The sequence below is a fragment of the Phenylobacterium sp. genome (genome assembly GCF_013822795.1).
Taxonomy (GTDB): domain Bacteria; phylum Pseudomonadota; class Alphaproteobacteria; order Caulobacterales; family Caulobacteraceae; genus Phenylobacterium.
This window is the reverse complement of record NZ_PNLB01000003.1, coordinates 84,513-109,702: the sequence shown is the minus strand read 5'-3', so window position 1 is coordinate 109,702 and position 25,190 is coordinate 84,513. Positions and strand designations below refer to the sequence as shown.

Here is a 25,190-nt window from a genome sequence, read left to right as displayed (position 1 = left end):
GCCCATGGTTCTCTCGTCGAAAATCACTGCCCGTTTCCTGCTGATCGCCGCCGCGGTGGTCTGTGGCGTCGGCATGATCACGCCGGGCCTGCAAGGCGTGGAGAAGAACTTCGTGCCGGCCGATAAGGCCGCGCACTTCATCGCCTTCTACGGGCTGACCGCCCTGATGATGGCTGCGTTCCCCAAGAATCGGCGCCTGGAAATCACCCTGGCTGCGGTCATGCTGGGCGCCTCGATTGAGGTGGCGCAGATGTTCACCCATCGCGGGGTCAGCTTCAGCGACCTGGCCGCCGACGCGGCCGGCGCCTTCGCCGTCTGGGTTCCGATGTGGATCCAGTCGCTGCGCAGTCCGCCGGTGGTCGAGCGCCGCCGCCGGGCCAGCGACCGGGTTCCGGAAACCTCGGCCGCGGCCTGATCGGTCCGCCCTAGGCTTCGACGCCCAGGATCCAGCCTTCCTCGGTCTCTGCGTCGACGATGACGTCGGCGGCCGTGCTCTTCGCGCCGAAGATCGCCCCCAGCTTGCCGGTCTCGTCCAGCCGCGCGAAGTGCTCGGCGGTGACGCGGACCTGCGCCTGGTCCTTGATCTCGCCGGGCTGTGGCTGGGCCTTGTAGAGCGAGGGATAGACCTCGGCGACCACGACCCCGACGCCGGCCAGGTCGGCCTCGGTCAGCGCCTTGAAGCCGCCTTCAAACGGCCAGACCTTCACGGCCTCGCCGCGGGCGAGCTTGAGGCGGCGCACCGCCGGGATGCCCAGGATCGCCTGACCGCCGACCGAGCCGTTGTAGTAGAGCTTCCAGATCGACGCCGCGCCCTTGGCCGCCAGGTCGGCGTGGCGGAACTCCGGCAGGTCGTCCGGGCCATGGGCGCGCGTGCGCTTAGGCTGCAGCGTGGTCAGCGCATCCTTGGGCGGGCAGCCCCAGAACGGGAACGGGCCGCCCGTCAGCCGCCGATTGATCTCCGAACCGACGCCAAAGCGGTTGTTGGTGTTGTCGGCCTTGTCCTTGACCATCTTGTCGAGCTGATCCCAGACCGCCCGCCACGGGAGGTCGCCGGGCAGGGCGAGGGCCTTGGCCAGGCCGCGCGGGAATCCGAGCGGGAAGTCGAAGCCGACCAGCACGCGCTCACCGCGCTTCTGGAAGTCGTCGAGAATCTCGGCGAGCTTCTTTTCGGCCTCGGCGCGGGTGGCGGGATTGAACGCCTCGAACGACAGCCTGAAGCGCAGGTCGCGCTTCATCACCCCGATCCAGACGGAGTCGGGGCCCGTCGCGGGCTTGGCCGCCGCGCTCCAGTCGACGATCACATAGGCGCTGAACAGGCGAGACACGGGAAACTCCGGCAGGAACTAACCTTTGGCTTGTAGCGGCTCGTTCCCGAGCGGCCAACGTCCTCAGGACAGCTTGACCAGCATCTTCCCGAAGTTCTCGCCGGAGAACAACTTGAGGAAGGCTTCGGGGGCGCGGTCGATGCCTTCGACCACGGTTTCACGCCACTGCAGCTTGCCGGCGGCGTGCCACTCGGCCAGGTCGTGGTGGAAGGCCTGCAGCAAGTCGTAGTGGCTGGAGACGATGAAGCCCTCCATGCGGATCTGCTTGCCGACCGCCAAGGCGATGTTGCGTGGTCCCGGCGGCGGGGTGGTGGCGTTGTACATCGAGATCATCCCGCACAGCGCGAAGCGCGCGAACGGCCGGGCCGAGTTGAGCGCGGCTTCCAGGTGATCGCCGCCGACATTGTCGAAATAGACGTCGATCCCCTCGGGGGCGGCGGTCTCCAGCGCCTTCACCAGGTCGGGCGCGGCCTTGTAGTCGAGGACCTCGTCGACCCCGAGTTCTTCCTTGAGGAACCGCACCTTCTCGGGCCCGCCAGCCGAGCCGATCACCTTGTGGCCCTTGAGCTTGGCGATCTGGCAGACCATCGAGCCGACCGCCCCGGACGCGGCCGAAACGAAGACCACGTCGCCGTCCTTCAGGCCCGCAACCCGCAGCAGGCCCGCATAGGCGGTCATGCCGGGCATGCCGGCCGCGCCCAGGAACGCCTGCGGCGGCAGGCCCATAGTGTCGAGCTTCTGGACCATCGAGGCGTGAGCGTTGAACGCCTCGCGCCAGCCGTAGTTGGACTGCACCAGGTCGCCCGGCTTGAAGCCCTCGTCGCCGGACGCGATGACGGTGCCGACCGCGCCGCCATGCATGGCCTCGCCCAGGGCGTAGGGCGCCGCATAGCTCTTTGCGTCGTTCATCCGGCCGCGCATGTAGGGGTCGACGGTCATCCAGTCGTTGCGGACCTGAACCTCGCCCGCCGCGGGTGGGGGCAGGGTGACGGACGCCAGTTCGAAGTTGTCGGCGTTCGGCGTGCCGACGGGGCGGCTCTTGAGCCGGACCTCGCGCGAGGTGGTCATTCTGGCGTCTCCCTTGCCCGCCGGTGATCTCTTGCGGCCCACGTTGGCGCTCGCCGCAGGTGGCGTCGAGTGGGGCTTCCGTGTAAGGCGCGGCGCTAGAGTTGGTTGCGGAGCGAATCCATGGGCGAACCCCTGCGAGGCGGCGTGATCGGCGCCGGCGTGTTCGGCGGCCACCACGCGCGCAAGTATGCGGGCGCCAAGGGGGCTGTGCTGTCGGCGGTGCTCGACACTCACCACCCCGACCGCGCCGCAGCGCTGGCCGTTCCGCTGGGCGGCCGGGCGTTCCACAAGATCGACGAGTTTCTTGAGGCCTGCGACGTCGTCACGGTCGCCTCGCCGGCCAGCGTCCACATCGAGGGCGCGCTGGCGGCGCTAAAGGCCGGCAAGCCGGTCTACATTGAAAAGCCTATCGCCATCAGCCTGGCCGACGCCGACAAGATCATCGCCGAGGCGGCCAAGCAGAATCTGGTCGTCGCCTGCGGCCACCAGGAGCGAGTGGTGTTCCAGGCCATGGGCCTGTTCGACATCCCCGAGCAGCCGTTGCGCCTGGAATCGATCCGCCATGGCACCCCGTCCGAGCGCAGCCTCGACGTTTCGGTAGTGCTCGACCTGATGATCCACGATCTGGACCTGGCGCTGTCGCTGTCGACCGCCCAGCCCGTGGCGGTGGAAGGCGAGGGCAAGGTCGATTTCTCCGGCGGCTGGGACCAGGCCCGCGCCGAGGTGACCTTCGACGACGGCTTCACCGCGGTGTTCGATTCCTCGCGCATGGCGCTGGAGCGCAAGCGCAGCATGAAGCTGGTCTATCCGTCCGGCGAGGTCGAGATCGACTTCATCAGCCGCAAGTTCCGCAACACCACCGGCTTCCCGCTGAACGAGGACTATGCCGACGCGCCGGCGGTGAAGGACACCCTGGCGACCAGCGTCGAGGGCTTCCTGGCGGCGGTGCGCGGCGAGTCGCCTCGCCCGATCGTGACCGCCCAGGAGGCGGCCCGAGCGCTCGATCTGGCGCTGGCTGTCGAACAGGCGTTGGAGGATCGGGGGTAGCGGCGTTAGGTTTGGGCAAGACCCCAGCGGTGGAGCACGGCCATGACCAAGTTCGCCTACGACTTTGAGTTCCACACCATCGAAGGCGGCCACCTGCCGCTGGAGACCTATCGGGACAAGGTCGTGCTGGTGGTGAACACGGCCTCGCAGTGCGGGTTGACCCCGCAGTACGAGGGGCTCGAGAAGCTCTACAGCGACTATCGCGATCAGGGGTTGGTCGTTCTGGGCGTGCCCTGCAACCAGTTCGCGGGGCAGGAACCGGGCACCGAAACCGAGATCAAGGAATTCTGCGAGACCCGGTTCGCCGTCGACTTCCCGTTGACCGGCAAGACCGACGTCAAGGGCGACAGCGCCCACCCCTTCTACAAGTGGGCCAAGGAAGTGCTGGGCGAACCGGCCGAGCCGGTCTGGAACTTCCATAAAATCCTGGTAGGCAAGGACGGCAAGCTGATCCGCGCCTTCGGCCCGCGCACGGAACCGCTGGACGACGAGGTCGTCGGCGCGATCAAGGCGGCGCTCTAGGCTGGGTGCGCCCGGCGCTTAGCGGCCAGCAGTGAGCCGGACGACTGCTTGCGCGGGACGCGCAGCTCAATCGGCCAAGTCAAACGTAGTCGAGGGTTCAATGCGTACGGTCGGCTTGCTGGGCGGGATGAGCGCCGAGAGCACCACGCTCTACTATCAGGCCATGAACCGCCTGGTCCGCGAGCGGCTGGGTGGCCTGCACTCCATGCAGCTGCTGATGTGGTCGGTGGATTTCGCGCCCATCGCGCAGATGCAGGCCGACGGCGACTGGCAGGGCGCCGGCGAGGTTCTGGCCCAGGCCGCGGCCCGGCTGGAGCGGGCCGGCGCTGAGGCGATCATGATCGGGGCGAACACCATGCATCTGGTGGCCGACCAGGTGCAGGCGGCGGTGACTGTGCCGCTGATCCACATTGCCGACGCCACCGCCGACGCGGTGAAGGCGGCGGGCTGCGCGCGGCCGCTGCTGTTGGCCACTCGCTTCACCATGGAAAAGCCGTTCTACCGCGACCGTCTGAAGGCCCAGGGCGTCGAGGCGGCGATCCCGGGCGACGCCGAACGCGAGCGACTGCACGCGATCATCTACGACGAGCTGTGCCAGGGCGTGATATCGCCGGCCTCCAAGGCCGAGGTGCTGGCCATGGTTGCTCGTGCGGCGGACGCCGACTGCGTGATCTTCGGCTGTACGGAAGTTGGTCTTCTGCTGTCGCCAGAGGATCTCGATCGCCCGGTGATCGACACCGCGCTGGTCCATGCCCAGGCCGGCGTCGACTTCGCGCTGGGCTAGAGCCTCACAGCAGCCGCTCGTCGCTGCCCAGCTGGAACGGCGGCTCCTCGTCGTTCGCATCGTCTTCGTCGTCCACAGGGGGCCACGCAGGGCCCGGCGGGCCGGCGGCCACGCGCGGTGCGATCGGGCGGCGCAGGATCGCTTCGGCCCGCGCCAGCCAGCGGTTGGCCTCCTGCATGGCGTCGCCGGGCGAGGTCGTCCGCCGGCGCGTCTCGTCGCCGGCCAGCCACAGGTCGAGGTCGAAGTCGGGATGATGCGGGTCGTCGAAGATCAGCCGCAGCGTCACCCGCGCAGCGTGCTCAAGCGTCTGGTCCAGGGCGCGCCGGGGCTCGCCGCGGTAGGCACGCGCCACCACCTGGCCGTCGACGATGACCTCGGCGCCCATCAGCTCGTCCAGCCGGTAGATCAGCAGCCACGCCCCGGCGTCCCAGGCCACGGCCATCAGTCCGGTCGAGGTGTTGAACCCTGCGCCGCGCCCGCGCCCGCGGGCGATGACCACCGCTTCGGCCGGCCCCTTCAGGACCCGCTTCAGCGCGCGCCGGATGCGCCGCTCTTCGTCCATTAGCCAGGCCGCTGCGCTGCCCAGCAGCGTCACGACCACGCCGGCCAACGCCAGCAGCAGGAAGAGCCTGGGCCATTCGTTCATGCCTGGACGCTAGCGCCGTTCGCGAAAACCGAGAAGAGCGCCCGCCAGCCGATGATTGAAGTGTCACTCAGGTGGTGTCTCATATGCCTTCGGAGATCTGTTCGATCACCAGATGACAGGAGCGCGATATGGGTCTGTTGGACAGCATTCTGGGCGGCGCGGGCGGCGACGGCTCGCCGATCGGGGCCATTACCGACCTCCTTGGCCAGCAGCCGGGCGGCCTCGGCGGTCTGCTCGGCGCCTTCGAACAGGGCGGATTGGGCGAGATCGCCAAGTCGTGGGTCTCGACGGGCGGCAACATGCCGGTCTCGGCCGAGCAGATCCAGGCGGTGCTCTCGTCGGGCATGGTGGCCGAATTCGCCGCCAAGCTGGGTATCGACCCGCAGGCCGCCGCCGGCACGCTGGCCCAGGTGCTGCCGCAGGTGATTGATCAGCTGACCCCGAACGGCCAGGTCCCAGCCGGCGGCGGACTGGGCGGCATCGCTGACATCCTCGGCAAGCTCAGGGGCTAGTCCCGCGGGACCACCAGCGCCGAAGCCGCCTCAGCATGCGCCAGCTGACATAGATCACACCGAGCGCGCACAGCAGCAGGAAGGTCGCCACGGCGAGGGCGATGTGCGGCTGGCTCAGCACCAGCCACAGGCCCCCGGCGGTCATCACGTCTTCGAAGCCGCTGACGGCGATGTTGCTGACCGGCTCGGGGCTGGTGTTCACCACCGCGCGGGCGCTGGCCTTGGCGCTGTGGCTCAGCAGGGCGGCGCCGCCGCCCAGCATGAACACGACCACCTGCCAGGCCGGGTCGGACGCATCGACGATGGCCAGCGCCAACAACGCTCCGCCCAGCGGACGGATCAGCGTGTGGGCCCCGTCCCAGAGGCTGTCGAACCACATCACCTTGTCGGCGACCAGCTCGGCCACGGCGCCCAGGGCGGCGATGCCGATCACCCAGGGATTGGCGAGCGCGTCCAAGGCCTGGATTTTCTGCGGCAGATCGATGAGCCCGAAACGCATAGCCAAGCCCGCGGCGGCGATGCACGCATAGAGCCTCCAGCCCGCTAGAAAGCTCAGGCTTGCGGCCACTCCGACCAGTTCGACCGCGCCCATGGCCCGATCTCCCAGCAGCTTCTCGCGGCCACGCTAGCTCCGAACTCCGGGCAGGAGAAGCTCAGCGCTGGAAGTTGAAGACGTAGGCTTCCTGCAACATGTTGTTCTCGCGCATGAACTCGGCCATCGACTCATAGGTCGCCGTGCGGACCGTGGAGTCCTGGTCGTCGGTGCGCAGCCGCTGGTCGGCGATCGGTCCGAAGAGACGCACCACGGCGTTGGTCTTCACGACCGTCGGCTTGTAGTGGGCCTTCAGGTTCGTGGTGATCCGTTGCGGATCGTCCGTCTGCCAGATCGCCGCGCCGATCACGTTCAGCATGAAGTTGTTGCAGTTCTGGTACTTGCGGGCCCACGGGTTGGCGACCAACGAGTACGACGGGTTGTGGACCTTTTGGTAGGTCGGGCTGTCGATTACCGCCAGGATTCGGCGCTGCATCTCCGGGCTGGGGATGATCACAGCCATGTCGTCGACGGTGGAGCCGCGGGTGAAGTCGAGAGGGTAGTCCTGGACCAACCGGCTCTCGATCTTCGACCAATCCGACCCGTTTCCGGCATAGAGGTTGTAGACCGCGTAGCCCTTCATCGTGCCACCGTCGGCGGTCTTGATGTCGCGGTAGACCCAGAGCGCGCCGTGGGTATAGGCGATGCCCTCGGGCAGCTGGTCGCGCATGCGGCCGGCGCGGAACACCATCGCCACCCGTGCGCCCTTTGAGGCCAGGTCGCGCTCGACCTGCTTGGAGAACGCGGCCGCCTGTTCGGCGCTCAGGTGCCGGGAGATCGCGCGGACGGAGCTGTCCTGCGCGCTCGCCGGGGCGGCTGCGACGGCGCTGAGCGCCGTCGCGACGAGAGCAGCTTGAAAGGCTTTCATCAGGGATTCGGTTTCTGCGCGTTGTAGGGCACCGCAGGCATCGCGTCGGGCGAGACGACGACCTTGTCGTCAACCTTGAGCGGTCCGGACGTGAAGTCCGCTGAGGCGCCCGCGGCTTCGGAGAGACCGGCGCCGGCCGCAACTGACCCAGCGCCCGCCGACGCCACCGCCGAGCCGCCGACGACCGAGGCGCCAGCGGCGGCGCTGACGGGCAGGGCTGCGACGCCGACCACCGCCTGCACGCCTGCGGCGGCGAGATGGCCCGCCGCCTCGGAAGAGGCGCCGCCTGCGGCCGATGCGTTGGCCGCGCTGTCCTGGGCCAGGGCCTGGGCGCCGGACGCCGCCAGGGCGAGCGTCGCAATCATGAGAACTCGCATGGGGATCACCTCCGATGAACTTATGGTGCAGCTAGGATCGGGCCGGAATTGCGGCAAACGCTTTGCGACGAACTAGATCTCCAGCTCGACGACCAGCGGCACGTGGTCGGAGGGCTTGTCCCAGCCGCGCACGTCCTTGTGGATCACGCAGCCGCGCAGCAGGTCGGCGGCCTGGGGCGAGAGCAGGGCGTGGTCGATGCGGATGCCGTTGTTCCGCTGCCAGGCGCCGGCCTGATAGTCCCAGAAGGTGTAGGCCCCGGTCGCGCCGTCGGCGGTCATGTAGGCTTCGGTCAGGCCCAGCCACTGTAAAGCCCGGAACGCCTCGCGGCTCTGCGGCTGGAAGAGCGCGTCGCCCAGCCAGTTCTCTGGGTGGGCCGCATCGCGCGCTTCGGGAATGACGTTGTAGTCGCCGACCAGGGCCAGCGGCTCCTCGTAGCTTAGCAGTTCGCGGGCATGGGCGTTCAGGCGCGCCATCCAGCGCAGCTTGTAATCGAACTTTTCGGTGGAGATGGGATTGCCGTTCGGCAGGTAGATCGACGCCACCCGCACCGGACGCGGTCCGCTGATCACCGCCTCAAGATAGCGCGCCTGCTCGTCGGCGTCGTCGCCCGGCAGGCCCTTGCGAACGTCCTCCAGCGGCGCCTTCGAGAGGATGGCTACGCCGTTGTAGGTCTTTTGGCCGTGGACGGCGACGTTGTAGCCCAGGCGCTCGAACGCCTCGGCCGGAAACTTCTCGTCGACGCATTTGATTTCCTGCAGGCAGGCGACGTCCGGCGCGGCCTCCTCGAACCAGCGCAGCACCGTCTCCAGGCGTGCGTTGACAGAATTTACGTTCCAGGTCGCGATGCGCATCGACTGCTCCAGCTAGGGGCGGGACGCTAGTGGCGCCGCCTCTGCGGCTCAAGCCCTGCGAACGCACGTGACCTTGTCGCAATGATAGTCTAGCTACCTGCGACCAATTGTCATTGTTCGGGGGTAATCATGTCGCGTTTTGCAAAGCTGGCCATGGTCGGCGCAGCGGTGCTGACTGCGGCGCCGGCGGGTGCGTTCGCGCAAGGCCGTCCGGCCAAGGCGTCCAACGCTCAGAAGATGCAGGAGGCCGCATCGGCCGAAGTGCCGCGTTGCACCCGCAAGCTCGGCACGCTGTCGATCACCAACGGCGACGATCCGCGCGGTTGGAACCAGTACAATCTGGCTCCGCCGGCCAAGCTGCTGCGCTCGATCGTCCAGAAGTCGGGTTGCTTCAACCTGGTGGACCGCGGCGCGGGCCTCAACGCCGCGCAGGCTGAACGCGACATCGGCTCGGGCCTCGGCATGCAGCGCGGCTCGAACGTCGGCCAGGGCCAGATCAAGGCCGCCGACTACGTTCTGGTCGCTGAAGTGCAGGCGGCCGACGGCAACGCCGGCGGCTCGGCGTTGGCCGGCATCGCCGGCGGGCTGATCGGCGGCACCGCCGGCGCGCTGGTGGGCGGCATCAAGACCCGCAAGCTGGAAGCCAACACCGTGCTGTCGCTGACCAACGTCCGCACCACCGAGACCGTCTCGGTCACCGACGGTTATGCGGTGAAGAACGACATCGGCTGGAGCGCGGGCGGCGGCGGCTTCGGCTCCACCGGCTTCGGCGGCGCCGTCGGCGGCGGCTACGAAGACACCGAGACCGGCCGCATTGTCACCCTGTCGTTCATCCAGGCCTATTCGAAGATGGTCAGCGAGCTGGGCCTGGTGTCCAACTCGCCCGGTGCGGCTCCGGCCTCGCCGTCCAAGACCTTCACCGCGACGGCTCCGGTCAACATGCGCCGCGCGCCGGACGCCAAGGGCGCGTTGGTCCGCGCGCTGCAGCCGGGCGCGATTCTCTATCCGACCGGCCAGAAGGACGGCCTCTGGTGGGAAGTCGCCGACGAGAACGACAATGTCGGCTGGGTGCTGAACACCAAGCTCGAGCCTTCGCGCTAAGGGCTCGAAAGGGGCGGGGGCCGCGGCTCCCGCCCTTTTTGATTCAGGCTAGATTGAGAAGCTGACGCCGCAGCCGCAGCTGGACTTGGCGTTGGGGTTGCGGATCTTGAACTCCGCGCCGGCCAGTTCGTCGACAAAGTCGATTTCCGAGCCCTTCAGCATCACCAGGGACATCTCGTCCACCAGCGCGGCCGCACCATCACGCTCGACTTTCAGGTCGTCCGGCTGGGCGGCGTCGACGAGGTCGAACTGATACTGGAAGCCGGAGCAGCCGCCGCCCTCGACGGCCACGCGCAACATGATCGGCTTGCCTTCGACGGCGCCGATTTCGTGCAGCCGGCGAGCGGCGGCGGGCGATAGGGTAAGTTCGGTCGTGGTCATACTGCGGAAAACCTCTGCCTGGACTATATGAGATCGCCAAGCCCTTCGTCCAAGAGGGCGTCGTCAAACCGAGACCCGATGATCCTTCCGCCCCGCGCGCCCTACGCCGAAGATCCCACCAAGTCCTTGGGCCGCAAGGTGTCCGAGCCGGAGAGCCGCACCCGCACGGCCTTCGCGCGCGATCGCGACCGAATCATCCACGCAACGGCGTTTCGGCGACTCAAGGAAAAGACTCAGGTCTTCGTCGCTCACGAAGGCGACCATTTTCGAACCCGGCTGACCCATTCGCTTGAGGTTGCGCAGATCGCTCGCTCGGTGGCTACGGCGCTGGGCTTCGAAGCTGACCTGGCCGAGACCATCGCGCTCGCCCACGATCTCGGCCACCCGCCGTTCGGACACGCTGGCGAGGACGAGCTGCAGATCCAGATGGAGAAGTACGGCGGCTTCGACCACAACGTGCAGACCTTCCGGGTCGTCACCAAGCTGGAGCGCCGCTATCCCGGATGGGACGGCCTGAACCTGACCTGGGAAACTCTGGAAGGGATCATCAAGCACAACGGGCCGGTCGCCGATAAGCTGGACCGCCCGTCGTGGAACTCGATCGCCGAGTTCGACAAGGATTACGACCTGCGCCTGTCGACCTGGGCGTCGGCCGAGGCCCAGGTGGCGGCTCTGGCCGACGACATCGCCTACAACAATCACGACGTCGACGACGGCGTCGCCGCCGGCCTGTTCACGCTGGACGACCTGCTGGACGTGCCGTTGATCGGGCCGATCCTGGCCGGAGTCTACAAGGACTATCCGGGCGTGGACCCTGTGATCACCCGCCTGGAAGCCGTCCGGCGCATGATCGGGGCCATGGTCGACGACGTTCTGGCTGAGACCCATCGCCGCGCCCTGGAGGCCAAGGTCGCCACGCCTGAGGACGTGCGAAACATGGACCACGCGCTCGTCTCCTTTTCCCGGGACATGCTTGAGGACCTGTCGCGCCTGCGCGAGTTCCTGATGAACCGCATGTACCGCTACTGGAAGGTCAATCGCACGCGCAGCCAGGCCCGCCGTATTCTTGCCGAGATGTTCCAGTTGTTCATGGCGGAGCCTGACGTCCTGCCGACCGAGTGGTTCGCTCGCTCGCAGAACCGCGACGAGGCCGGGCGGGCGCGAGTGGTGTGCGACTACATCGCCGGCATGACCGACCGGTTCGCCATCGAAGAGCACCGCCGACTTTTCCACCTCGACGTCTGGAATTAGACGTAGGGCTGGCTTCGAAGCCCGGTTCCCTTCGGTAAACTCACCGAAACGCCGCGCGCGATTCGCGCCGCGGCCACCGAGTCCTTTTCGGAGCCTTCCATGTCCGACCCCGATCGCGGCGCCTATACGCCCCCGACCGACGCGCCGCTGTCCTTCGATGCGCGCCAGCCGGTGCGCGGCGGCGGCCCTGCGCCCGTCATGCTGATCCTGAGCGCCCTGGTCCTTATCGCGCTCGTGGTCGCCATCATCATGTTCTACCGTTCCGGCGTGCGCGAAGCCGGCGATGCGCCGCGCACCGTCGGCGCACCGGTGGCCGAGATGAAAGCCGCGCCGCCCGCCGAGGCTCAGCCCGCCGATCCGGCCGCCGGTCTGCAAATCTACCACTCGGAAGATGGCTCGGAGGCCCCGGCCGCGCCGAACTTCACCGCGCCGCCGGAACAGCCCCAGGCCCGCCCGGCTCCGGTGACGGTGCAGCCGCCGCCGCGTCCGGCCCCGACCTCGCCGGTCTCGGCCGCGCCGATCGCGCCGACCACGTCGGGCGGCCTGCGCCCGGCCGTGGCTCCGCCCGCCGTCCCGGTGACCAAGGTCACGCCGCCCGCCGCTCCGGCGCCGAAGTCGATCGACGCGGCTCTGGCCCAGGCGCCGGCGCCCCGGCCCGCCGCTGCTGGCGGTTCGGCCGCCGTCCAGATCGGCGCCTTCTCGTCCCAGGCGTTGGCCGACTCCGAATGGAACAAGGCCGTCGCGGTCGCTCCCGGCGTCGCCGCCGGCAAGGGCAAGAAGGTCGAGGCGGTCCAGAAGGGGACCTCGACCCTCTACCGCACCCAGGTCACCGGCTTCTCCAGCCGCGCCGACGCCGCGGCCTTCTGCGACAAGCTGAAGGCGGCCGGCAAAAGCTGTTTCGTGAAGTGACCGCCGCCGCGATCCTTGGCTGCTCGGGCCTGACGCTCTCGCGGGAGGAAGATGCGTTCTTCCGCGACGTCCGGCCGTGGGGGTTCATTCTCTTCGCCCGCAACGTCGAGACGCCGGATCAGGTGCGCAAGCTGGTCGACCAGCTGCGGGCCACGGTCGACCGCCCCGACGCGCCGGTGCTGATCGACCAGGAGGGCGGCCGGGTCCAGCGCCTGGGGCCGCCGCACTGGCGACGCTATCCGCCCGGTCGGGCCTACGGCGAGCTGGCCTCCAACGATCCGCTGCTGCGGCGGGAGATCACCCGTCTGGGCGCGCGCCTGCTGGCGCACGACCTGGCGGCGCTGGGGATCAATGTCGACTGCGTGCCGGTGCTCGACGTGCCGGTCGCCGGGGCGCACGACGTCATCGGCGACCGCGCCTACGCCAAGACCCCCGACGGGGTGGCGCTGCTGGGGCGCGCCGCCTGTGAGGGGCTGATCGCGGGCGGGGTGCTGCCGGTGATCAAGCACATCCCGGGCCACGGCCGCGCCATGGCTGACAGCCACCATGATTTGCCCGTGGTCGACACGTCCTTTGACGAGCTCGACGCCTGGGACTTCGCGCCGTTCAAGATGCTGTCGGACATGCCGATGGCGATGACCGCCCACGTGGTCTACTCGGCCGTCGACGCCAAGCGGCCGGCGACGACCTCGAAGAAGGCCATGAGTCAGGTCATCCGCGGGGCGATCGGCTTCGATGGCCTGGTGATGAGCGACGACCTGTCGATGAAGGCGCTCGGCGGCGAGTTCGCCGATCGCGCCCGCGATTCGCTCGCCGCCGGCTGCGACGTGGTCCTGCACTGCAATGGCGACATGGCCGAGATGAAGGCCGTGCTGGCCGGGACCAAGGCGCTTTCGGGTCAGGCCCTGCGCCGCGCCAAGGCGGCGCTCGGCCGGCTGGCCAAGGTGGCCGAGCCCTTCGACCTCGACGAGGCCCGCGCCCGGTTCGACGCCGCCTTCGACGGCAGGTGGGCCGCGTGAGCGCCTTCCAGCCCACGCTCGACTTCGATGCGGCCAGGACCGCGGCCGAAGACGGCGATGCGCTGGTTATCGACATCGACGGCTACGAAGGCCCGTTGCACGTCCTGCTGGCCCTGGCCCGCAACCAGAAGGTCGATCTGCTCCAGCTGTCGATCACCAAGCTGGCCGATCAATATCTGAGCTTCGTCCAGCAGGCCCGGCGCGTGCGCTTCTCGCTGGCCGCCGACTATCTGGTCATGGCCGCCTGGCTGACCTACCTGAAGTCGCGGCTGCTCTTGCCCAGGCCCGAGCGCCCGAAGGCCGAGGAACTGCCGGCCGAGGAGATGGCCGCCCAGCTCGCCTTCCGTCTGGCCAAGCTCGACGCCATGCGCAAGGCCGCCGACGCCCTGCGCGACGGGACCCAGCTAGGCCGCGAGGTCTTCGTCCGTGGTGACCCCGAAGCCATCAAGGTCGTGCCCTCGACCCGGCTCGAGGGCGACCTCTACGGCCTGATGAGCGCCTATATCGAGCAGCGCCGCAAGGAGCAGGGCCGCCATTACACGCCCCGCGTCCAGCAGGCCTATCCGCTGGAAGACGCCCGCGACCGGCTGCGCCACATGCTGCCCGATCTCGACCGCTGGACGCCGCTCAACGGCGTCGCGCCGCTTCGGCCCGCGGGGGAGGGGCCTAGCCAGGCCTCCTACGTCGCCTCGACCCTCTCGGCCAGCCTGGAGCTGGTCAAGGAAGGGGCGCTCGAGACCCGCCAGCTCGAAGCCTTCGCCGACATCTACCTTCGGGCCCGCAAGGAGTTGCGGCCGTGAGCAGCGAGACCGAACGCCAGATCGAGGCGCTGCTGTTCGCCGCCGCCGGTCCGCTCAGCCGGGAAGACCTCGCCAAACGGCTTCCGGCCAGCGCCGATGTCGAGGCGGCCATCGCCGCGTTGCAGAAGACCTACGAGGGCCGGGGCGTGGAATTGGCCTGCGTCGCCGGCCGCTGGCGCTTTCAAACCGCCGAGGACCTGGCCTTCCTGATGACCGAGGAGCGCGAGGAGCCGCGCCGCCTGTCGAAGGCCGCCCAGGAGACCTTGGCCATCATCGCCTATCACCAGCCGGTCACCCGCGCGGAAATTGAGTCGGTGCGCGGCGTCCAGGCCAGCAAGGGCACGCTCGATGTTCTGCTGGAGCTGGGGCTGGTGCGGATGCGCGGCCGTCGCCGGACGCCCGGTCGGCCAGTAACCTATGGCACCACGGACGCCTTTCTCGAGCACTACGGCCTAGCCAGTCTGAGCGACCTGCCCGGCGTAGCCGAGATGAAGGCGGCGGGACTGCTCAGCCTTGATCTGCCGCCGGACTTCAATGTTCCCAACCCCGCCGGCCTCGGAATGCCTGAAGAAGACCCGTTGGGGGACGACGAGGCGCCCGAATTCCACACGGATTTCCTGGGCGAGGACGATCCAGCGCATTAGGACGCGTGGCGTCTTGCAGCGTGACCGACTATATTCCGTTCACAACAGAGAGCGGGCGCGCGGCCGAGGGTGGCCGCCGACGTTAAGGAGTTTGGCCTGATGGGCTCATTTTCGATTTGGCACTGGCTGATCGTTCTGGTCGTCGTGGCGCTGCTGTTCGGCGGCCGCGGCAAGCTTTCGGGCATCATGGGCGACGCCGCCAAGGGCATCCGCGCCTTCCGTGACGGCCTGAAGGACGAGCCGACCTCCGCGGAGAGCAAGCCGCTGCCGAACACCGAACGCGAGAAGGACGAAGCGCGCGGCTAACCGCGTCCGTCCCGTCCAACATTTCGCCCGCGCCGGTTCCGATCGGCGCGGGCTCTTACGTCTAGGCTGCCTTACGAATGCTTCCCGAGATCGGCGGGCTTGAACTCCTGGTCATCGCGGCGGTCGCTCTGATCGTCGTGGGACCCAAGGACTTGCCTGTCATGCTGCGCAAGCTCGGCCAATTCACGGCCAAGATCCGCGGCATGGCCAATGAGTTCCGCGCCAGCTTCGACGAGATGGCGCGCCAGTCCGAACTGGACGAGCTCCGCAAGGAAGTCGAAGCCATGCGCCGCGGCCAGATCGCCGACGCCGCGGCGGACGCGTCCAAGGCTCAGGTCGACCAGGTCTTCAAAGAGATCGGCGACAGCCTCGAGGGGGGCGGCGTGCAGTTCCCGCCGTCGATCAGCCAGGCCTACGAGCCGCCGGCTTCGGAGCCCGAGCCGGCCCCGGCCGCCGCGCCGATCGTCAAGGAAGCCAAGCCGCGCGCGCCGCGCGCGGCCAAGCCCAAGACCGAGTCCGCCGCGAAACCCAAGGCCGCCGCCGCCAAACCGGCGAAGGCCAAGCCCAAGGCGGGAGCCAAGGCGTGAGCTACCAGGAAGACGACTCCGAGATCGAGGCCTCGCGCGCCCCGCTTCTCGATCACCTGGTCGAGCTGCGCTCGCGGCTGATCGTCTGCGTGCTGGCCATGGCGATCGGATTCGCCATCTGCTTCGGGTTCTCCAAGCAGATCTACATGTTCCTGCTGCACCCGTTCGCCATCGCCGCCCAGTTGCTGGCGGCCGAGCAGGCGGCGCACGCCCAGCAGGCTGCCGGGTTCGATATTCTCAAGTTCCTGTCCGGGACCAAGGATCTGTTCCTGGCTCTGATCGGCGCGCGCGAAGTGCCTGACGCCGCCGGCGCCGAGAAGTTGAAGCTGGTGTTCACCGCGCCGCTCGAGTTCTTCTTCACCAAGCTGAAGCTCGCCGGTTTCGGCGCGGTTGTGCTGACCTTCCCGGTCCTGGCCTGGCAGGTCTACGGCTTCGTCGCGCCCGGCCTCTACAAGCGCGAACGCAAAGCCTTCCTGCCGTTCCTGCTGGCTTCGCCCAGCCTGTTCCTGATGGGCGCAGCGCTGGTCTACTACGTGATCCTGCCGTTCGTGCTGTGGTTCTCGCTGTCCCAGCAGATCGTCGGCGATGCGGGGGTGACGGTCGAACTGCTGCCCAAGGTCTCGGATTATCTGAGCCTGGTGACGACCTTGCTGTTGGCCTTCGGCCTCTGCTTCCAGCTGCCGGTGGTGCTGACCCTATTGGGCATGGCCGGGCTGATCTCGTCCAAGGCGCTGTCGTCGGGCCGCCGCTACGCTATCGTCGGGGTGTTCGTGGTTGCGGCTGTCGTCACGCCGCCCGATCCGATCAGCCAGACCATGCTCGCGGTGCCGATCATCCTGCTTTACGAAATCTCGATCTGGTGCGTGCGGCTGATCGAGATCCGCCGCAAGCGCGAAGAGGACGAGGCGGGCACGGACGTGGCGGTCGTCTGAGGGCGCGAGGGGTTGGCCCGCTAACCAACGCGCTCTAGAGAAGTCCGCTCACTCCCACCTGTGGCGGCCCCATGCACGATATCCGAGCCATTCGCGAAACCCCGGAGCTTTACGAGCAGGCGTGGGCTGCGAAGGGCCGTTCCGGCGCCGCCGCCCAGGCGATCGAACTGGACGCCAAGCTGCGCGCGGCCAAGCTCGCCCTGGAAACCGCCCAGAGCCGCCGCAACGAAGCCTCCAAGCTGATCGGCCAGGCCAAAGCCAAGAAGGACGAGGCCGAGGCCCAGCGCCTGATGGCCGAGGTCGAGCAGGTCAAGGGCGTGCTGGCCGAGCAGGCCGAGGTGGAACGCGCCGTCTCCGCCGAGCTGCACGACCTGCTGGCCGCGCTGCCGAACATCCCGCTGCCGAACGTGCCGGTCGGCGCTGACGAGCACGAGAACGTCGAGGTCCGCCGCTGGGGCGAGCCCTTCGCCATCTCCAATCCCAAGGACCACGTCGATCTGGGCGAGGGGCTGGGTTTCGTCGACTTCGAGGCCGCCGCCCGCATGAGCGGCGCGCGCTTCGTGGTGCTGAAGGGCCAGATCGCCCGGCTGGAACGGGCCATCGGCCAGTTCATGCTCGACCTTCAGACCCAGGAGCACGGCTACACAGAGGTTTCGCCCCCGCTGCTGGTCAACGACGCGGCCGCCTATGGCACCGACAAGCTGCCGAAGTTCGCCGACGACCTCTTCAAGACCACGGACGGCCGCTGGCTGATCCCGACCGCCGAGGTGCCGCTGACCAGCATGGTCATGGGCCAGATCGTCGCCGAGGAAGAGCTGCCGCTGCGCATGACCGCGCTGACGCCGTGCTTCCGCTCGGAGGCCGGCGCCTCGGGCCGGGACACCCGCGGCATGATCCGCCAGCACCAGTTCTACAAGGTCGAGCTGGTCTCGATCACCGCTCCGGACAAGTCCGAGGAAGAGCACGAGCGGATGGTCGGCTGTGCCGAGGCCGTCCTCAAAGCGCTGGAGCTGCCGTTCCGCACCATGCTGCTCTGCACCGGCGACATGGGCTTCGGCGCCCGCAAGACCTACGACCTCGAGGTCTGGATCCCGTCGGAGGGCCGCTACCGCGAGATCAGCTCCTGCTCGAACTGCGGGGACTTCCAGGCGCGGCGCATGGACGCGCGCACCAAGAAGGCCGGCGAGAAGGGCACCCGGTTCGTCCATAGCCTCAACGGCTCGGGCCTGGCGGTCGGCCGCACGCTTGTGGCTGTCATGGAGAACTATCAGGACGAGAAGGGCCGCATCGCCATCCCGCAGGCGCTGCACCGCTATCTTCCGGGCCTGACGCACATCGGTGGCGCATGAAAATCCTCCTGACCAACGACGACGGCATCCATGCTGAAGGCCTCGTCGCCCTGGAGAACATCGCCCGCGCCCTGACCGACGATGTCTGGATCTGCGCGCCGGAATATGAACAGTCCGGCGCCAGCCGGGCGCTGACCCTGTCCGATCCGGTGCGGGTGCGGCGGCTGGACGAGCGTCGCTTCGCCACCACCGGCACGCCGACCGACTGCGTGATGCTGGCTGTCACCGAGCTGATGGGCGGCTTAAGGCCTGACCTGGTGCTGTCAGGGGTCAATCGCGGCGCGAACCTGGCCGAGGACGTCACCCTCTCCGGCACCGTCGCAGGCGCCATCGAGGGCATGGCTATGGGCATCCCGTCGATCGCGCTGTCACAGACCGGCTGGCCGCTGGTCGACGGCCAGGACATGTTCGCCCCGGCCGAGCGCTTCGGCCCCGGCATCGTCAAGCGGCTGGTCGAGATCGGCTGGCCGAAGGACGTAGTGATGAACGTCAACTTCCCCTCGCGAGCGCCGGATGAGATCACCGAGGTCGAGGTCACCCGCCAGACGTTCCGCGACGTGGCCGTGCGCCATGCCGAGAAGCGCACCGACCTGCGCAATCGCGACTATTACTGGATGGGCTTCCGCCACGAAATGTCGCAGCCGGCCGACGGCACCGATCTGCGGGCCATTTACGACGGTAAGATTTCCGTCACCCCCTTGCATATCGACCTGACTCACGCCGAAACCGTCTTTCGCCTGAAGGGCGTGCTCGGGGGCGCGCCGCCGAAGGTCTGAGGCGGATATGGGCAAGCAAGACGACAACGGCGAAGAGGGGCGGGACGTCCAACTCGCACGACTGGTGCTGTCGCTGCGCGCCCAGGGCGTCAGCGACCCGGCCGTGCTGGCGGCGCTCGAGTCGACCCCGCGCGAGCTGTTCACCCCGGACCTTTTCAAGGAAAGGGCGTTCGAGGATTCGGCGCTGCCGATCGCCTGCGGCCAGACGATCAGCCAGCCGTTCATCGTCGGCCTTATGAGCCAGGCCCTGCAGGTCGAGCCGCGTTCGCGCGTGCTGGAGATCGGCACCGGCTCTGGCTACCAGACCACCATCCTCTCCAAGATCTCGCGGCTGGTTTACACGGTCGAGCGCTACCGCACCCTGCTGGGCGAAGCCGAGGCTCGCTTCAAGCAACTCGGCCTGACCAACATCATCACCCGCTTCGGCGACGGCGGGCTCGGCTGGCCCGAGCAGGCGCCTTTTGACCGCATTTTGGTCACAGCGGCGGCGCCGGATGAGCCCAAGGCCCTGCTTTCACAACTGAAACCCTCGGGCATTCTGGTCGCTCCGGTGGGCAAGGGGCCGGTGCAGAGGTTGATCCGCTATCTCGGCGACGGGGCGGGCGGCTTCCGGGCCGAACACATGACTGACGTCCGCTTCGTTCCTCTGCTCGACGGCGTCGCCAAGGAGCCGTGAGGTACGACTAATTGGGTGGCCTGGGCGTCGGCCGTAACCCATCATTAACCCTGACGCCTCGACTGATTCCGATCCAATGTTCCCCGGAGCGGCGATGACGCTTTCTCTTTCGCGTACGGTTCTATTCCTTCTGGCCGGCACGGCGTTGACCGCCTGCACCACGGTCGAGCCTGTGCGTCCGAATTTCCCGACCCGGCCCACTCCGGCGCCGAGCCAGCCGCCGCCCGCGCCGCCTGCAGTCGCGCGTCCGACCGAGCCGCTGCCCGAGGCGCGCCCGACGCCGCCGGTGTCCTCGACGCTGCTGCCCAGCATCCAGCCGGCGCGCCCGCTGCCGCCGCCGGCGACGACGTCAGCGCTGCCGCCGGCCCCGCCGGTCATGCAGACCGTGACCCGCACGACGGTCGCGGGCAGGGTGGTCGACACTGCGGGACCCGCCAAGGATTACACGGTCAAGAAGGGCGATAACCTCGACGCCATCGCCCGCACGCTCGGCGCCGACCGCAAGCAGCTGGCCGAGGACAACAATCTCAAGCCGCCCTACGCCCTGCGTCCGGGCCAGGTGCTGAAGGGCCCGCGCACGGCCAACAGCAAGGCCTATGTGGTGGAATCCGGGGACACTCTGTTCGCCATCGCCCGCCGCTTCAGCGTCACCGCCGCGGCGATCGCCGAAGCCAACGAGCGCGACATCGACGCGCCGCTCTCGCCCGGCCAGCGCCTGATCCTGCCGGATGGCTACAAGGACAAGGGGCCGACGGTCGTCCGCACCCAGGTCCCGGTCGCTTCCAGCGGCTACGAACCGCCGCCGCCAGCGAGCACGCCGTATACGCCGCCCGCGAGCACGCCGCCGTATACGCCGCCGCCGCGCGTCACCCCGCCTGCGCCGCCGCCCGTCGTGGAGGCGCCCGCCACCACCGTTCGCATGCGCGTGACCGGCAAGGTCGTCGACACCGCCGGCAAGCCGAAGACCTACACGGTCAAGAAGGGCGACAACCTCGACGCCATCGCTCGCGACCTCGACACCACCCGCAAGGATCTGGCTGACGACAACAAGCTGAAGGCGCCCTATGCGCTGCAGCCGGGTCAGGTGCTCAAGGGGCCGGCGACCAAGGCCAAGGCCTACGTGGCCGGGCAGGGCGACACCCTGGCCCTGATCGCCCGCCGCTTCGGCGTCACTCAGAAGGCGCTGGCCGAGGCCAACGGCCTGCGGGTCGGGGCGTCGATCAAGGCTGGCCGCCAGGTGATCCTGCCCACGGGTTATCGCGACCGCGGACCGATCCGCGAGGAGGTCGCCGCGCCGCGCCCGACGCCGACACCGGCGCCGCCGCCTTACACGCCTCCTGCGCCTGCGCCTGCGCCGTACACGCCGCCTGCGGCCACGACGCCGCCGCCGCCCTACACGCCGCCGCCGGCGACGACGCCCGCGCCTGCCTATCCGACGCCCGTCCGGCCCGCGCCGCCGCCGCCGCCGAAGCCCGTGACGCCGGCTCCGACGCCGAGCACGCCGGCCCCGACCAGTGGAACGCCGACCGACGCGCAGATCTCAAGCTTCGGACGCGGCCGATTCGTCTGGCCGGTTCGCGGCGACATCGTTTCGGACTACGGCCCCAAGGGCACCGGACAGCGCAACGACGGCGTCAACATCCGCAGCCCGCAGGGCGAGACCGTCCGAGCCTCGGCGGCGGGCGATGTCGTCTATGCCGGCGACCAGGTGCCGGGCTTCGGCAATCTGGTGCTGATCAAGCACTCGGACGGTTGGGTCACCGCCTATGGCCACCTGGCTCGGGTCGACGTGAAGATGCAGCAGAAGGTCGTGCAGGGGCAGCAGGTCGGCCAAGTCGGCTCGACCGGCGGCGTGTCCGAGCCGCAGCTGCACTTCGAGGTGCGCTATGCCCCGACGCCGCAGGAACGCGCGCGGCCGATCGATCCCAAGTTGGTGCTGCCGAAGTAGTGGGGCGCGGCGAGGCCCTCCCTATCGGGGAGGGCTTCTGTTACAGCGGCAGGTGCTTGCCCTGCTCGCCAGCCAGGTCGCGGATGAACTGGTAGGCCACGCGCCCGGAGCGCGAGCCGCGCAGCTGCGCCCATTGCAGGGCCCGGCGGTCGAGGTCGGGTGCCGATAGGCCGTAGCGCACGGCATAGGCGTTGACGGCGGCCAGGTAGGTCGTCTGGTCCATCGGTGGAAAGCCGATCCACAGACCGAAGCGGTCGGACACGCTGACCTCTTCCTCGGCGTCCTCGGCCGAGGCGACCAGGCCGCGGTCCTCGGTGTTGGTGCGCGGCATCAGGTGGCGACGGTTCGAGGTCGCCACGAACAGCACGTTGCTCGGCGGACCGGAGACGCCGCCTTCCAGCGCCGACTTCAGGGCCTTGGCGGCGGCCGCGCCTTCCTCGAACGAGAGGTCGTCGCAGAGCACCACGAAGCGTTCGGGCCGCCCGCGCAACTCATCGAACAGCGCCGGCAGCTCGGTGACCTGGTCGCGGTCGACCTCGACCAGCTTCAGGTCGGGCGCGTCCTGCGACACCTGCATGAACGCGGCCTTGGAGATCGAGCTCTTGCCGGTGCCGCGCACGCCCCATAGCAGCACGTGGTTGCTGGGCAGGCCGCGCGCGAAGCGCTGCAGGTTCTCCAGGAACCGTTCCTTCTGCCGTTCGATGCCGAGCAGGGAAGCGAGCGACAGCGGATAGTCGGGCGCTGGATGGAAGGCGCCGGTCACGGGATCGTGGCGGAACAGGCGCGCTCCGTCGAACGAAGGGGCTACCTTGGCCGGGGGAGCCAGTCGCTCAAGGGCTTCGGCGATGCGGACGAGAACAGGTTTCAACGCGTCTTCCATGGCGAAGGTGCTTAGCCGCACGGCGCTTCCATTGCAAAACGAAGACGCAGCGCATAGCTTCCGCCGACCTGAAAAACCGGGCCGAGACGCGCCCGACTATTGAGCTTCGGAGCGCCATGTTCGCCACGCCCGCCTTCGCCCAGACCGCCGCCGGCGCCCCCACGGGCGGCCCGCAGGATCTGTTGATCCAGTTCCTGCCGCTGGTCGGCCTGGTCGTTCTCTTCTACTTCCTGATGATCCGCCCGCAGCAGCGCCGGATGAAACAGCACCAGCAGATGATCACCAACCTGAAGCGCAACGACACCGTCGTGCTGAACTCGGGCGTGGTCGGCAAGGTGGTGCGGGTCGAGGACAAGGAAATCGGCCTCGAAATCGCCCAAGGCGTCACCGTCAAGGTGGTGAAGGGCATGATCGCCGAGGTCCGTGTCCGCGGCGAACCGGCCCCCGCCAACGACTCCAAGGCCTAAGGGCTCGAAGTACACATGATCAATCTCTCGCGCTGGAAGGTGATCGCCGTCGTGTTCGCGGCGATCTTCGGCGTGGTGTTCACCCTGCCGAACGTGCTGCCCGCCGATGTGCGCGACAGCCTGCCGGGCTTCATGCCCAAGCAGACCCTTAATCTCGGCCTGGACCTGCAGGGGGGCTCGCACCTCCTGCTGGAAGTGGACACCGCTGCGCTCAAGCAGGAGCGGCTCACCAACCTGCTGGAAGACGTGCGCACCCAGCTGCGCGAGGCCAATATCCAGTTCGCAGAGCTGCGGCTGGTCAATGATCAGGTCAGCGTCCTGATCAACGACCCGGCCCAGGCGAACACGGCGGTCAACAAGCTGCGCAGCACGGTGGCGGCGGCTTCGGCCTCGACGCCGGGCGGCAGCGGCATCTCGGTTTCCTCGGCCGGCGGCGGGCGCATTGTGCTGTCGCTGTCCCAGGACGCGATGAACGCCGAGGCCGGCCGCGCCGTCGATCAGTCGATCGAGATCCTGCGCCGCCGGATCGACGAACTCGGCACCAAGGAACCGACCATCGTTCGCCAGGGCGTCAACCGCATCGTCGTTCAGGCCCCGGGCGAGAGCGACCCGCAACGTCTGCGCGACGTCATCGGCCAGACCGCCAAGCTGACCTTCCAGATGGTCGACGACAGTGTCACGCCGGAAGACATGGCCGCCGGCCGGGTGCCGCCCGGATCGGCCGTCTATGAGAGCGACGACGGCTCCACCCAGTCTTACGTTCTGAAGAAGCGCGCGCTGGTCACCGGCGAGATGCTGACCGACGCCCAGCAAGGGTTCGACCAACAGAGCGGCCAGCCCGTGGTGTCGTTCCGCTTCAACGGACAGGGCGCGCGCCGGTTCGCCGACGCCACCTCCCAGAACCTCGGCAAGCGCTTCGCCATCGTGCTCGACAACAAAGTGATCTCCGCCCCGGTCATCCAGAGCGCGATCACTGGCGGCAACGGCCAGATCAGCGGCAGCTTCACGCCGCAGACCGCCAACGACCTGGCGATCCTGCTGCGCGCCGGCGCGCTGCCGGCTCCGCTGAAGGTCGAACAGCAGTCCACGGTCGGCGCCGAACTCGGGGCCGACGCCGTGAAGGCGGGGATCATCTCGCTGGCCATCGGCGGCGTGGCGATCATCGTCTTCATCATCCTGGCCTATGGCCTGTTCGGCGTCTTCTCGGCCATCGCCTTGATCGTCAACGTGCTGCTGATCTTGGGGATCATGTCGCTCACCCAGGCGACGCTGACCTTCCCCGGCATCGCCGGCCTGATCCTGACATTGGCGGTGGCGGTCGACGCCAACGTGCTCATCTATGAACGGATACGCGACGAGGCCCACGCCGGCAGATCGCCGATCTCGGCCTTGGAGCATGGCTACTCACTGGCCTTGGTTTCGATCATGGACGCCAACATCACCAGCGCCATTTCCGCGCTGATCATGTTCCAGTTCGGCTCCGGCCCGATCCGCGGCTTCGCCTGGACGCTGCTCATCGGGGTCGTCACCTCGGTGTTCACCGCCGTCGTCATCACTCAAGTGCTTATCGGTCTGTGGTTCCGCGCCACCCGGCCGAAGGCGCTGCCGATCGTCTAGGATTTGAGAACATGTGGCCTCTGATCCGACTCCTGCCGCGCGAATTCCACTTCAACTTCGTGCGCCTGGCGCCCTATGCGGCGATCTTCTCGGCGATCCTCATCGTGCTCTCGGGCGTGTCGTTCTTCACCAAGGGCCTGAACCTGGGCATCGACTTCATCGGCGGTTCGATGATCGAGGTGCAGACCCCGGGCCCGGCCGACATCGGCCAACTGCGTCAGACCATGATGCGGGTGGGCGGTGAAGACGCCCAGGTCCAGCAGATGGGCTCGCCCAACAGCGCCATGCTGCGCTTCCGCACCGCCGAGGGCGTCAATCCCGTCGACGGCGCCGAGCGCATCAAGACTGAGCTCAGCAAGACTTTCCCCGGCATCACCTTCAAGAAGGTCGAAGTCGTCGGGCCCAAGGTCTCCGGCGAGCTGATGACCAGCGGCTTCATGGCGCTGGGCGTCGCGGTGTTCCTGATGCTGCTCTACATCTGGTTCCGGTTCCAGCTGCAGTTCGGCCTCGGCGCGGTCGTGGGCGTGTTCCACGACGTGCTGCTGACCTTGGGCATGCTGTCGCTGACCCATCTCGAGTTCTCGATGACCTCGATCGCCGCGTTGCTGACCGTCATCGGCTACTCGATGAACGAGAAGGTCATCACCTTCGACCGGCTCCGCGAGAACCTGCGCAAGTACAAGACCGCGCCGCTGGCGGACATCATCAACAAGTCCGAGAACGAGCGTCTGTCGCGGACCCTGATCACCGGCAGCACGGCGATCCTGGCCCTGTCCGGCGCGGTGTTCTTCGGCGGCCCCGTGCTGCTGCCGCTGGTCGTGACCATGGTGTTCGGCGTCATCGTCGGCACCTACTCGTCGATCTACGTGGCCCTGCCGATCATCCTGCTCTGGGGTGTGAAGCGCGGCGACGAGCCGGCCGAGCCGCTCAAGCCCATGGCCGCCCGCTAGGCGC

Annotated in this window: 30 protein-coding genes; 21 read left to right on the top strand and 9 right to left on the bottom strand. The window is 68.2% G+C overall.

Annotation, left to right across the window (positions count from 1 at the left end; genetic code table 11):
* The first annotated feature begins 4 nt into the window (after positions 1-4).
* Positions 5-415, top strand: coding sequence for a VanZ family protein (locus tag C0481_RS03630; RefSeq protein ID WP_293400776.1), 411 nt, complete (start codon positions 5-7; stop codon positions 413-415).
* A 10-nt stretch (positions 416-425) separates the two neighbouring features.
* On the opposite strand, the gene C0481_RS03625 is transcribed toward C0481_RS03630, so the two are convergent.
* Both C0481_RS03625 and C0481_RS03620 read right to left on the bottom strand, forming a co-directional pair.
* Positions 426-1,325 (bottom strand): cobalamin biosynthesis protein CbiG, encoded by a 900-nt coding sequence (locus tag C0481_RS03625; RefSeq protein WP_293400774.1) that lies wholly within the window; start codon positions 1,323-1,325, stop codon positions 426-428.
* Between the two features lie 63 nt (positions 1,326-1,388).
* Positions 1,389-2,393 (bottom strand): NADP-dependent oxidoreductase, encoded by a 1,005-nt coding sequence (locus tag C0481_RS03620; RefSeq protein WP_293400772.1) that lies wholly within the window; start codon positions 2,391-2,393, stop codon positions 1,389-1,391.
* Between the two features lie 120 nt (positions 2,394-2,513).
* Between C0481_RS03620 and C0481_RS03615 the strand changes: the two genes are divergently transcribed.
* The 3 genes from C0481_RS03615 to C0481_RS03605 all read left to right on the top strand — a co-directional run bounded on the left by C0481_RS03615 (position 2,514) and on the right by C0481_RS03605 (position 4,746).
* Entirely contained in the window at positions 2,514-3,440 is a 927-nt protein-coding gene (locus C0481_RS03615; protein ID WP_293400770.1) for a Gfo/Idh/MocA family oxidoreductase, read from the top strand.
* 42 nt (positions 3,441-3,482) lie between these two features.
* Complete coding sequence (locus C0481_RS03610) at positions 3,483-3,962, top strand: glutathione peroxidase (RefSeq protein WP_293400768.1); 480 nt, start codon at positions 3,483-3,485, stop codon at positions 3,960-3,962.
* A gap of 100 nt (positions 3,963-4,062) precedes the next feature.
* A complete protein-coding gene (locus C0481_RS03605; protein ID WP_293400766.1) occupies positions 4,063-4,746 on the top strand; it encodes an aspartate/glutamate racemase family protein in 684 nt (227 codons plus the stop codon).
* Positions 4,747-4,750: 4 nt separating this feature from the next.
* Here the strand turns inward: C0481_RS03605 and C0481_RS03600 are convergent, their stop codons facing one another.
* Positions 4,751-5,392, bottom strand: coding sequence for a hypothetical protein (locus tag C0481_RS03600; RefSeq protein WP_293400764.1), 642 nt, complete (start codon positions 5,390-5,392; stop codon positions 4,751-4,753).
* A gap of 128 nt (positions 5,393-5,520) precedes the next feature.
* Between C0481_RS03600 and C0481_RS03595 the strand changes: the two genes are divergently transcribed.
* A complete protein-coding gene (locus tag C0481_RS03595) occupies positions 5,521-5,904 on the top strand; it encodes a YidB family protein (RefSeq protein WP_293400762.1) in 384 nt (127 codons plus the stop codon).
* On the opposite strand, the gene C0481_RS03590 is transcribed toward C0481_RS03595, so the two are convergent.
* The 4 genes from C0481_RS03590 to xth all read right to left on the bottom strand — a co-directional run bounded on the left by C0481_RS03590 (position 5,894) and on the right by xth (position 8,593).
* Positions 5,894-6,496 (bottom strand): DUF4126 domain-containing protein, encoded by a 603-nt coding sequence (locus tag C0481_RS03590; RefSeq protein WP_293400760.1) that lies wholly within the window; start codon positions 6,494-6,496, stop codon positions 5,894-5,896. The two genes, C0481_RS03595 and C0481_RS03590, sit on opposite strands and share 11 nt — an antisense overlap.
* 61 nt (positions 6,497-6,557) lie before the next feature.
* A complete protein-coding gene (locus tag C0481_RS03585) occupies positions 6,558-7,364 on the bottom strand; it encodes a DUF2145 domain-containing protein (protein ID WP_293400758.1) in 807 nt (268 codons plus the stop codon).
* A complete protein-coding gene (locus tag C0481_RS03580) occupies positions 7,364-7,741 on the bottom strand; it encodes a hypothetical protein (protein ID WP_293400756.1) in 378 nt (125 codons plus the stop codon). The genes C0481_RS03585 and C0481_RS03580 overlap by 1 nt, the downstream gene beginning before the upstream one ends.
* 72 nt (positions 7,742-7,813) lie before the next feature.
* Positions 7,814-8,593, bottom strand: coding sequence for an exodeoxyribonuclease III (xth, locus tag C0481_RS03575; protein WP_293400754.1), 780 nt, complete (start codon positions 8,591-8,593; stop codon positions 7,814-7,816).
* 153 nt (positions 8,594-8,746) lie between these two features.
* Between xth and C0481_RS03570 the strand changes: the two genes are divergently transcribed.
* Positions 8,747-9,694 carry a CsgG/HfaB family protein gene (locus C0481_RS03570; protein ID WP_293401051.1) on the top strand — a complete coding sequence of 316 codons (948 nt, stop codon included), beginning with the start codon at positions 8,747-8,749 and terminating at the stop codon, positions 9,692-9,694.
* A 48-nt stretch (positions 9,695-9,742) separates the two neighbouring features.
* Here the strand turns inward: C0481_RS03570 and erpA are convergent, their stop codons facing one another.
* Positions 9,743-10,075 carry an iron-sulfur cluster insertion protein ErpA gene (erpA, locus tag C0481_RS03565; RefSeq protein WP_293400752.1) on the bottom strand — a complete coding sequence of 111 codons (333 nt, stop codon included), beginning with the start codon at positions 10,073-10,075 and terminating at the stop codon, positions 9,743-9,745.
* A 27-nt stretch (positions 10,076-10,102) separates the two neighbouring features.
* Between erpA and C0481_RS03560 the strand changes: the two genes are divergently transcribed.
* From C0481_RS03560 to C0481_RS03505, 12 genes are all read left to right on the top strand, one after another.
* Positions 10,103-11,326, top strand: coding sequence for a deoxyguanosinetriphosphate triphosphohydrolase (locus C0481_RS03560; protein WP_293400750.1), 1,224 nt, complete (start codon positions 10,103-10,105; stop codon positions 11,324-11,326).
* Between the two features lie 99 nt (positions 11,327-11,425).
* Positions 11,426-12,235: an SPOR domain-containing protein gene (locus tag C0481_RS03555; RefSeq protein WP_293400748.1), complete on the top strand. Its 810-nt coding sequence runs from the start codon at positions 11,426-11,428 to the stop codon at positions 12,233-12,235.
* Positions 12,232-13,254 (top strand): beta-N-acetylhexosaminidase, encoded by a 1,023-nt coding sequence (nagZ, locus tag C0481_RS03550; RefSeq protein ID WP_293400746.1) that lies wholly within the window; start codon positions 12,232-12,234, stop codon positions 13,252-13,254. Before C0481_RS03555 ends, nagZ begins: the two co-directional genes overlap by 4 nt.
* Positions 13,251-14,054, top strand: coding sequence for a ScpA family protein (locus C0481_RS03545; RefSeq protein ID WP_293400744.1), 804 nt, complete (start codon positions 13,251-13,253; stop codon positions 14,052-14,054). Before nagZ ends, C0481_RS03545 begins: the two co-directional genes overlap by 4 nt.
* Positions 14,051-14,698, top strand: coding sequence for an SMC-Scp complex subunit ScpB (gene scpB / locus C0481_RS03540; RefSeq protein WP_293400742.1), 648 nt, complete (start codon positions 14,051-14,053; stop codon positions 14,696-14,698). The genes C0481_RS03545 and scpB overlap by 4 nt, the downstream gene beginning before the upstream one ends.
* 99 nt (positions 14,699-14,797) lie before the next feature.
* Positions 14,798-15,004 (top strand): twin-arginine translocase TatA/TatE family subunit, encoded by a 207-nt coding sequence (locus tag C0481_RS03535; RefSeq protein WP_183769598.1) that lies wholly within the window; start codon positions 14,798-14,800, stop codon positions 15,002-15,004.
* A 77-nt stretch (positions 15,005-15,081) separates the two neighbouring features.
* Complete coding sequence (gene tatB, locus C0481_RS03530) at positions 15,082-15,591, top strand: Sec-independent protein translocase protein TatB (RefSeq protein WP_293400738.1); 510 nt, start codon at positions 15,082-15,084, stop codon at positions 15,589-15,591.
* Positions 15,588-16,523: a twin-arginine translocase subunit TatC gene (tatC, locus tag C0481_RS03525; protein WP_293400736.1), complete on the top strand. Its 936-nt coding sequence runs from the start codon at positions 15,588-15,590 to the stop codon at positions 16,521-16,523. Before tatB ends, tatC begins: the two co-directional genes overlap by 4 nt.
* A 71-nt stretch (positions 16,524-16,594) precedes the next feature.
* On the top strand, positions 16,595-17,872 hold the full coding sequence (gene serS / locus C0481_RS03520) for a serine--tRNA ligase (protein ID WP_293400733.1): 1,278 nt from the start codon (positions 16,595-16,597) through the stop codon (positions 17,870-17,872).
* On the top strand, positions 17,869-18,648 hold the full coding sequence (surE, locus tag C0481_RS03515) for a 5'/3'-nucleotidase SurE (protein ID WP_293400731.1): 780 nt from the start codon (positions 17,869-17,871) through the stop codon (positions 18,646-18,648). Before serS ends, surE begins: the two co-directional genes overlap by 4 nt.
* A 7-nt stretch (positions 18,649-18,655) precedes the next feature.
* Positions 18,656-19,324, top strand: coding sequence for a protein-L-isoaspartate(D-aspartate) O-methyltransferase (locus C0481_RS03510; protein ID WP_293400729.1), 669 nt, complete (start codon positions 18,656-18,658; stop codon positions 19,322-19,324).
* Positions 19,325-19,418: 94 nt separating this feature from the next.
* Positions 19,419-21,272 carry a LysM peptidoglycan-binding domain-containing protein gene (locus C0481_RS03505; protein ID WP_293400727.1) on the top strand — a complete coding sequence of 618 codons (1,854 nt, stop codon included), beginning with the start codon at positions 19,419-19,421 and terminating at the stop codon, positions 21,270-21,272.
* A gap of 40 nt (positions 21,273-21,312) precedes the next feature.
* On the opposite strand, the gene C0481_RS03500 is transcribed toward C0481_RS03505, so the two are convergent.
* Positions 21,313-22,152: an ATP-binding protein gene (locus C0481_RS03500; RefSeq protein ID WP_293401050.1), complete on the bottom strand. Its 840-nt coding sequence runs from the start codon at positions 22,150-22,152 to the stop codon at positions 21,313-21,315.
* Between the two features lie 116 nt (positions 22,153-22,268).
* Here C0481_RS03500 and yajC point away from each other — a divergent pair, with 116 nt between their 5' ends.
* From yajC to secF, 3 genes are read left to right on the top strand one after another with little or no spacing between them, the layout of a single operon-like run.
* A complete protein-coding gene (gene yajC, locus C0481_RS03495; protein ID WP_267229736.1) occupies positions 22,269-22,619 on the top strand; it encodes a preprotein translocase subunit YajC in 351 nt (116 codons plus the stop codon).
* Positions 22,620-22,634: 15 nt separating this feature from the next.
* On the top strand, positions 22,635-24,236 hold the full coding sequence (secD, locus tag C0481_RS03490; RefSeq protein ID WP_293400722.1) for a protein translocase subunit SecD: 1,602 nt from the start codon (positions 22,635-22,637) through the stop codon (positions 24,234-24,236).
* Between the two features lie 11 nt (positions 24,237-24,247).
* On the top strand, positions 24,248-25,186 hold the full coding sequence (gene secF / locus C0481_RS03485) for a protein translocase subunit SecF (protein ID WP_293400720.1): 939 nt from the start codon (positions 24,248-24,250) through the stop codon (positions 25,184-25,186).
* The last annotated feature ends 4 nt before the right edge of the window (positions 25,187-25,190 follow it).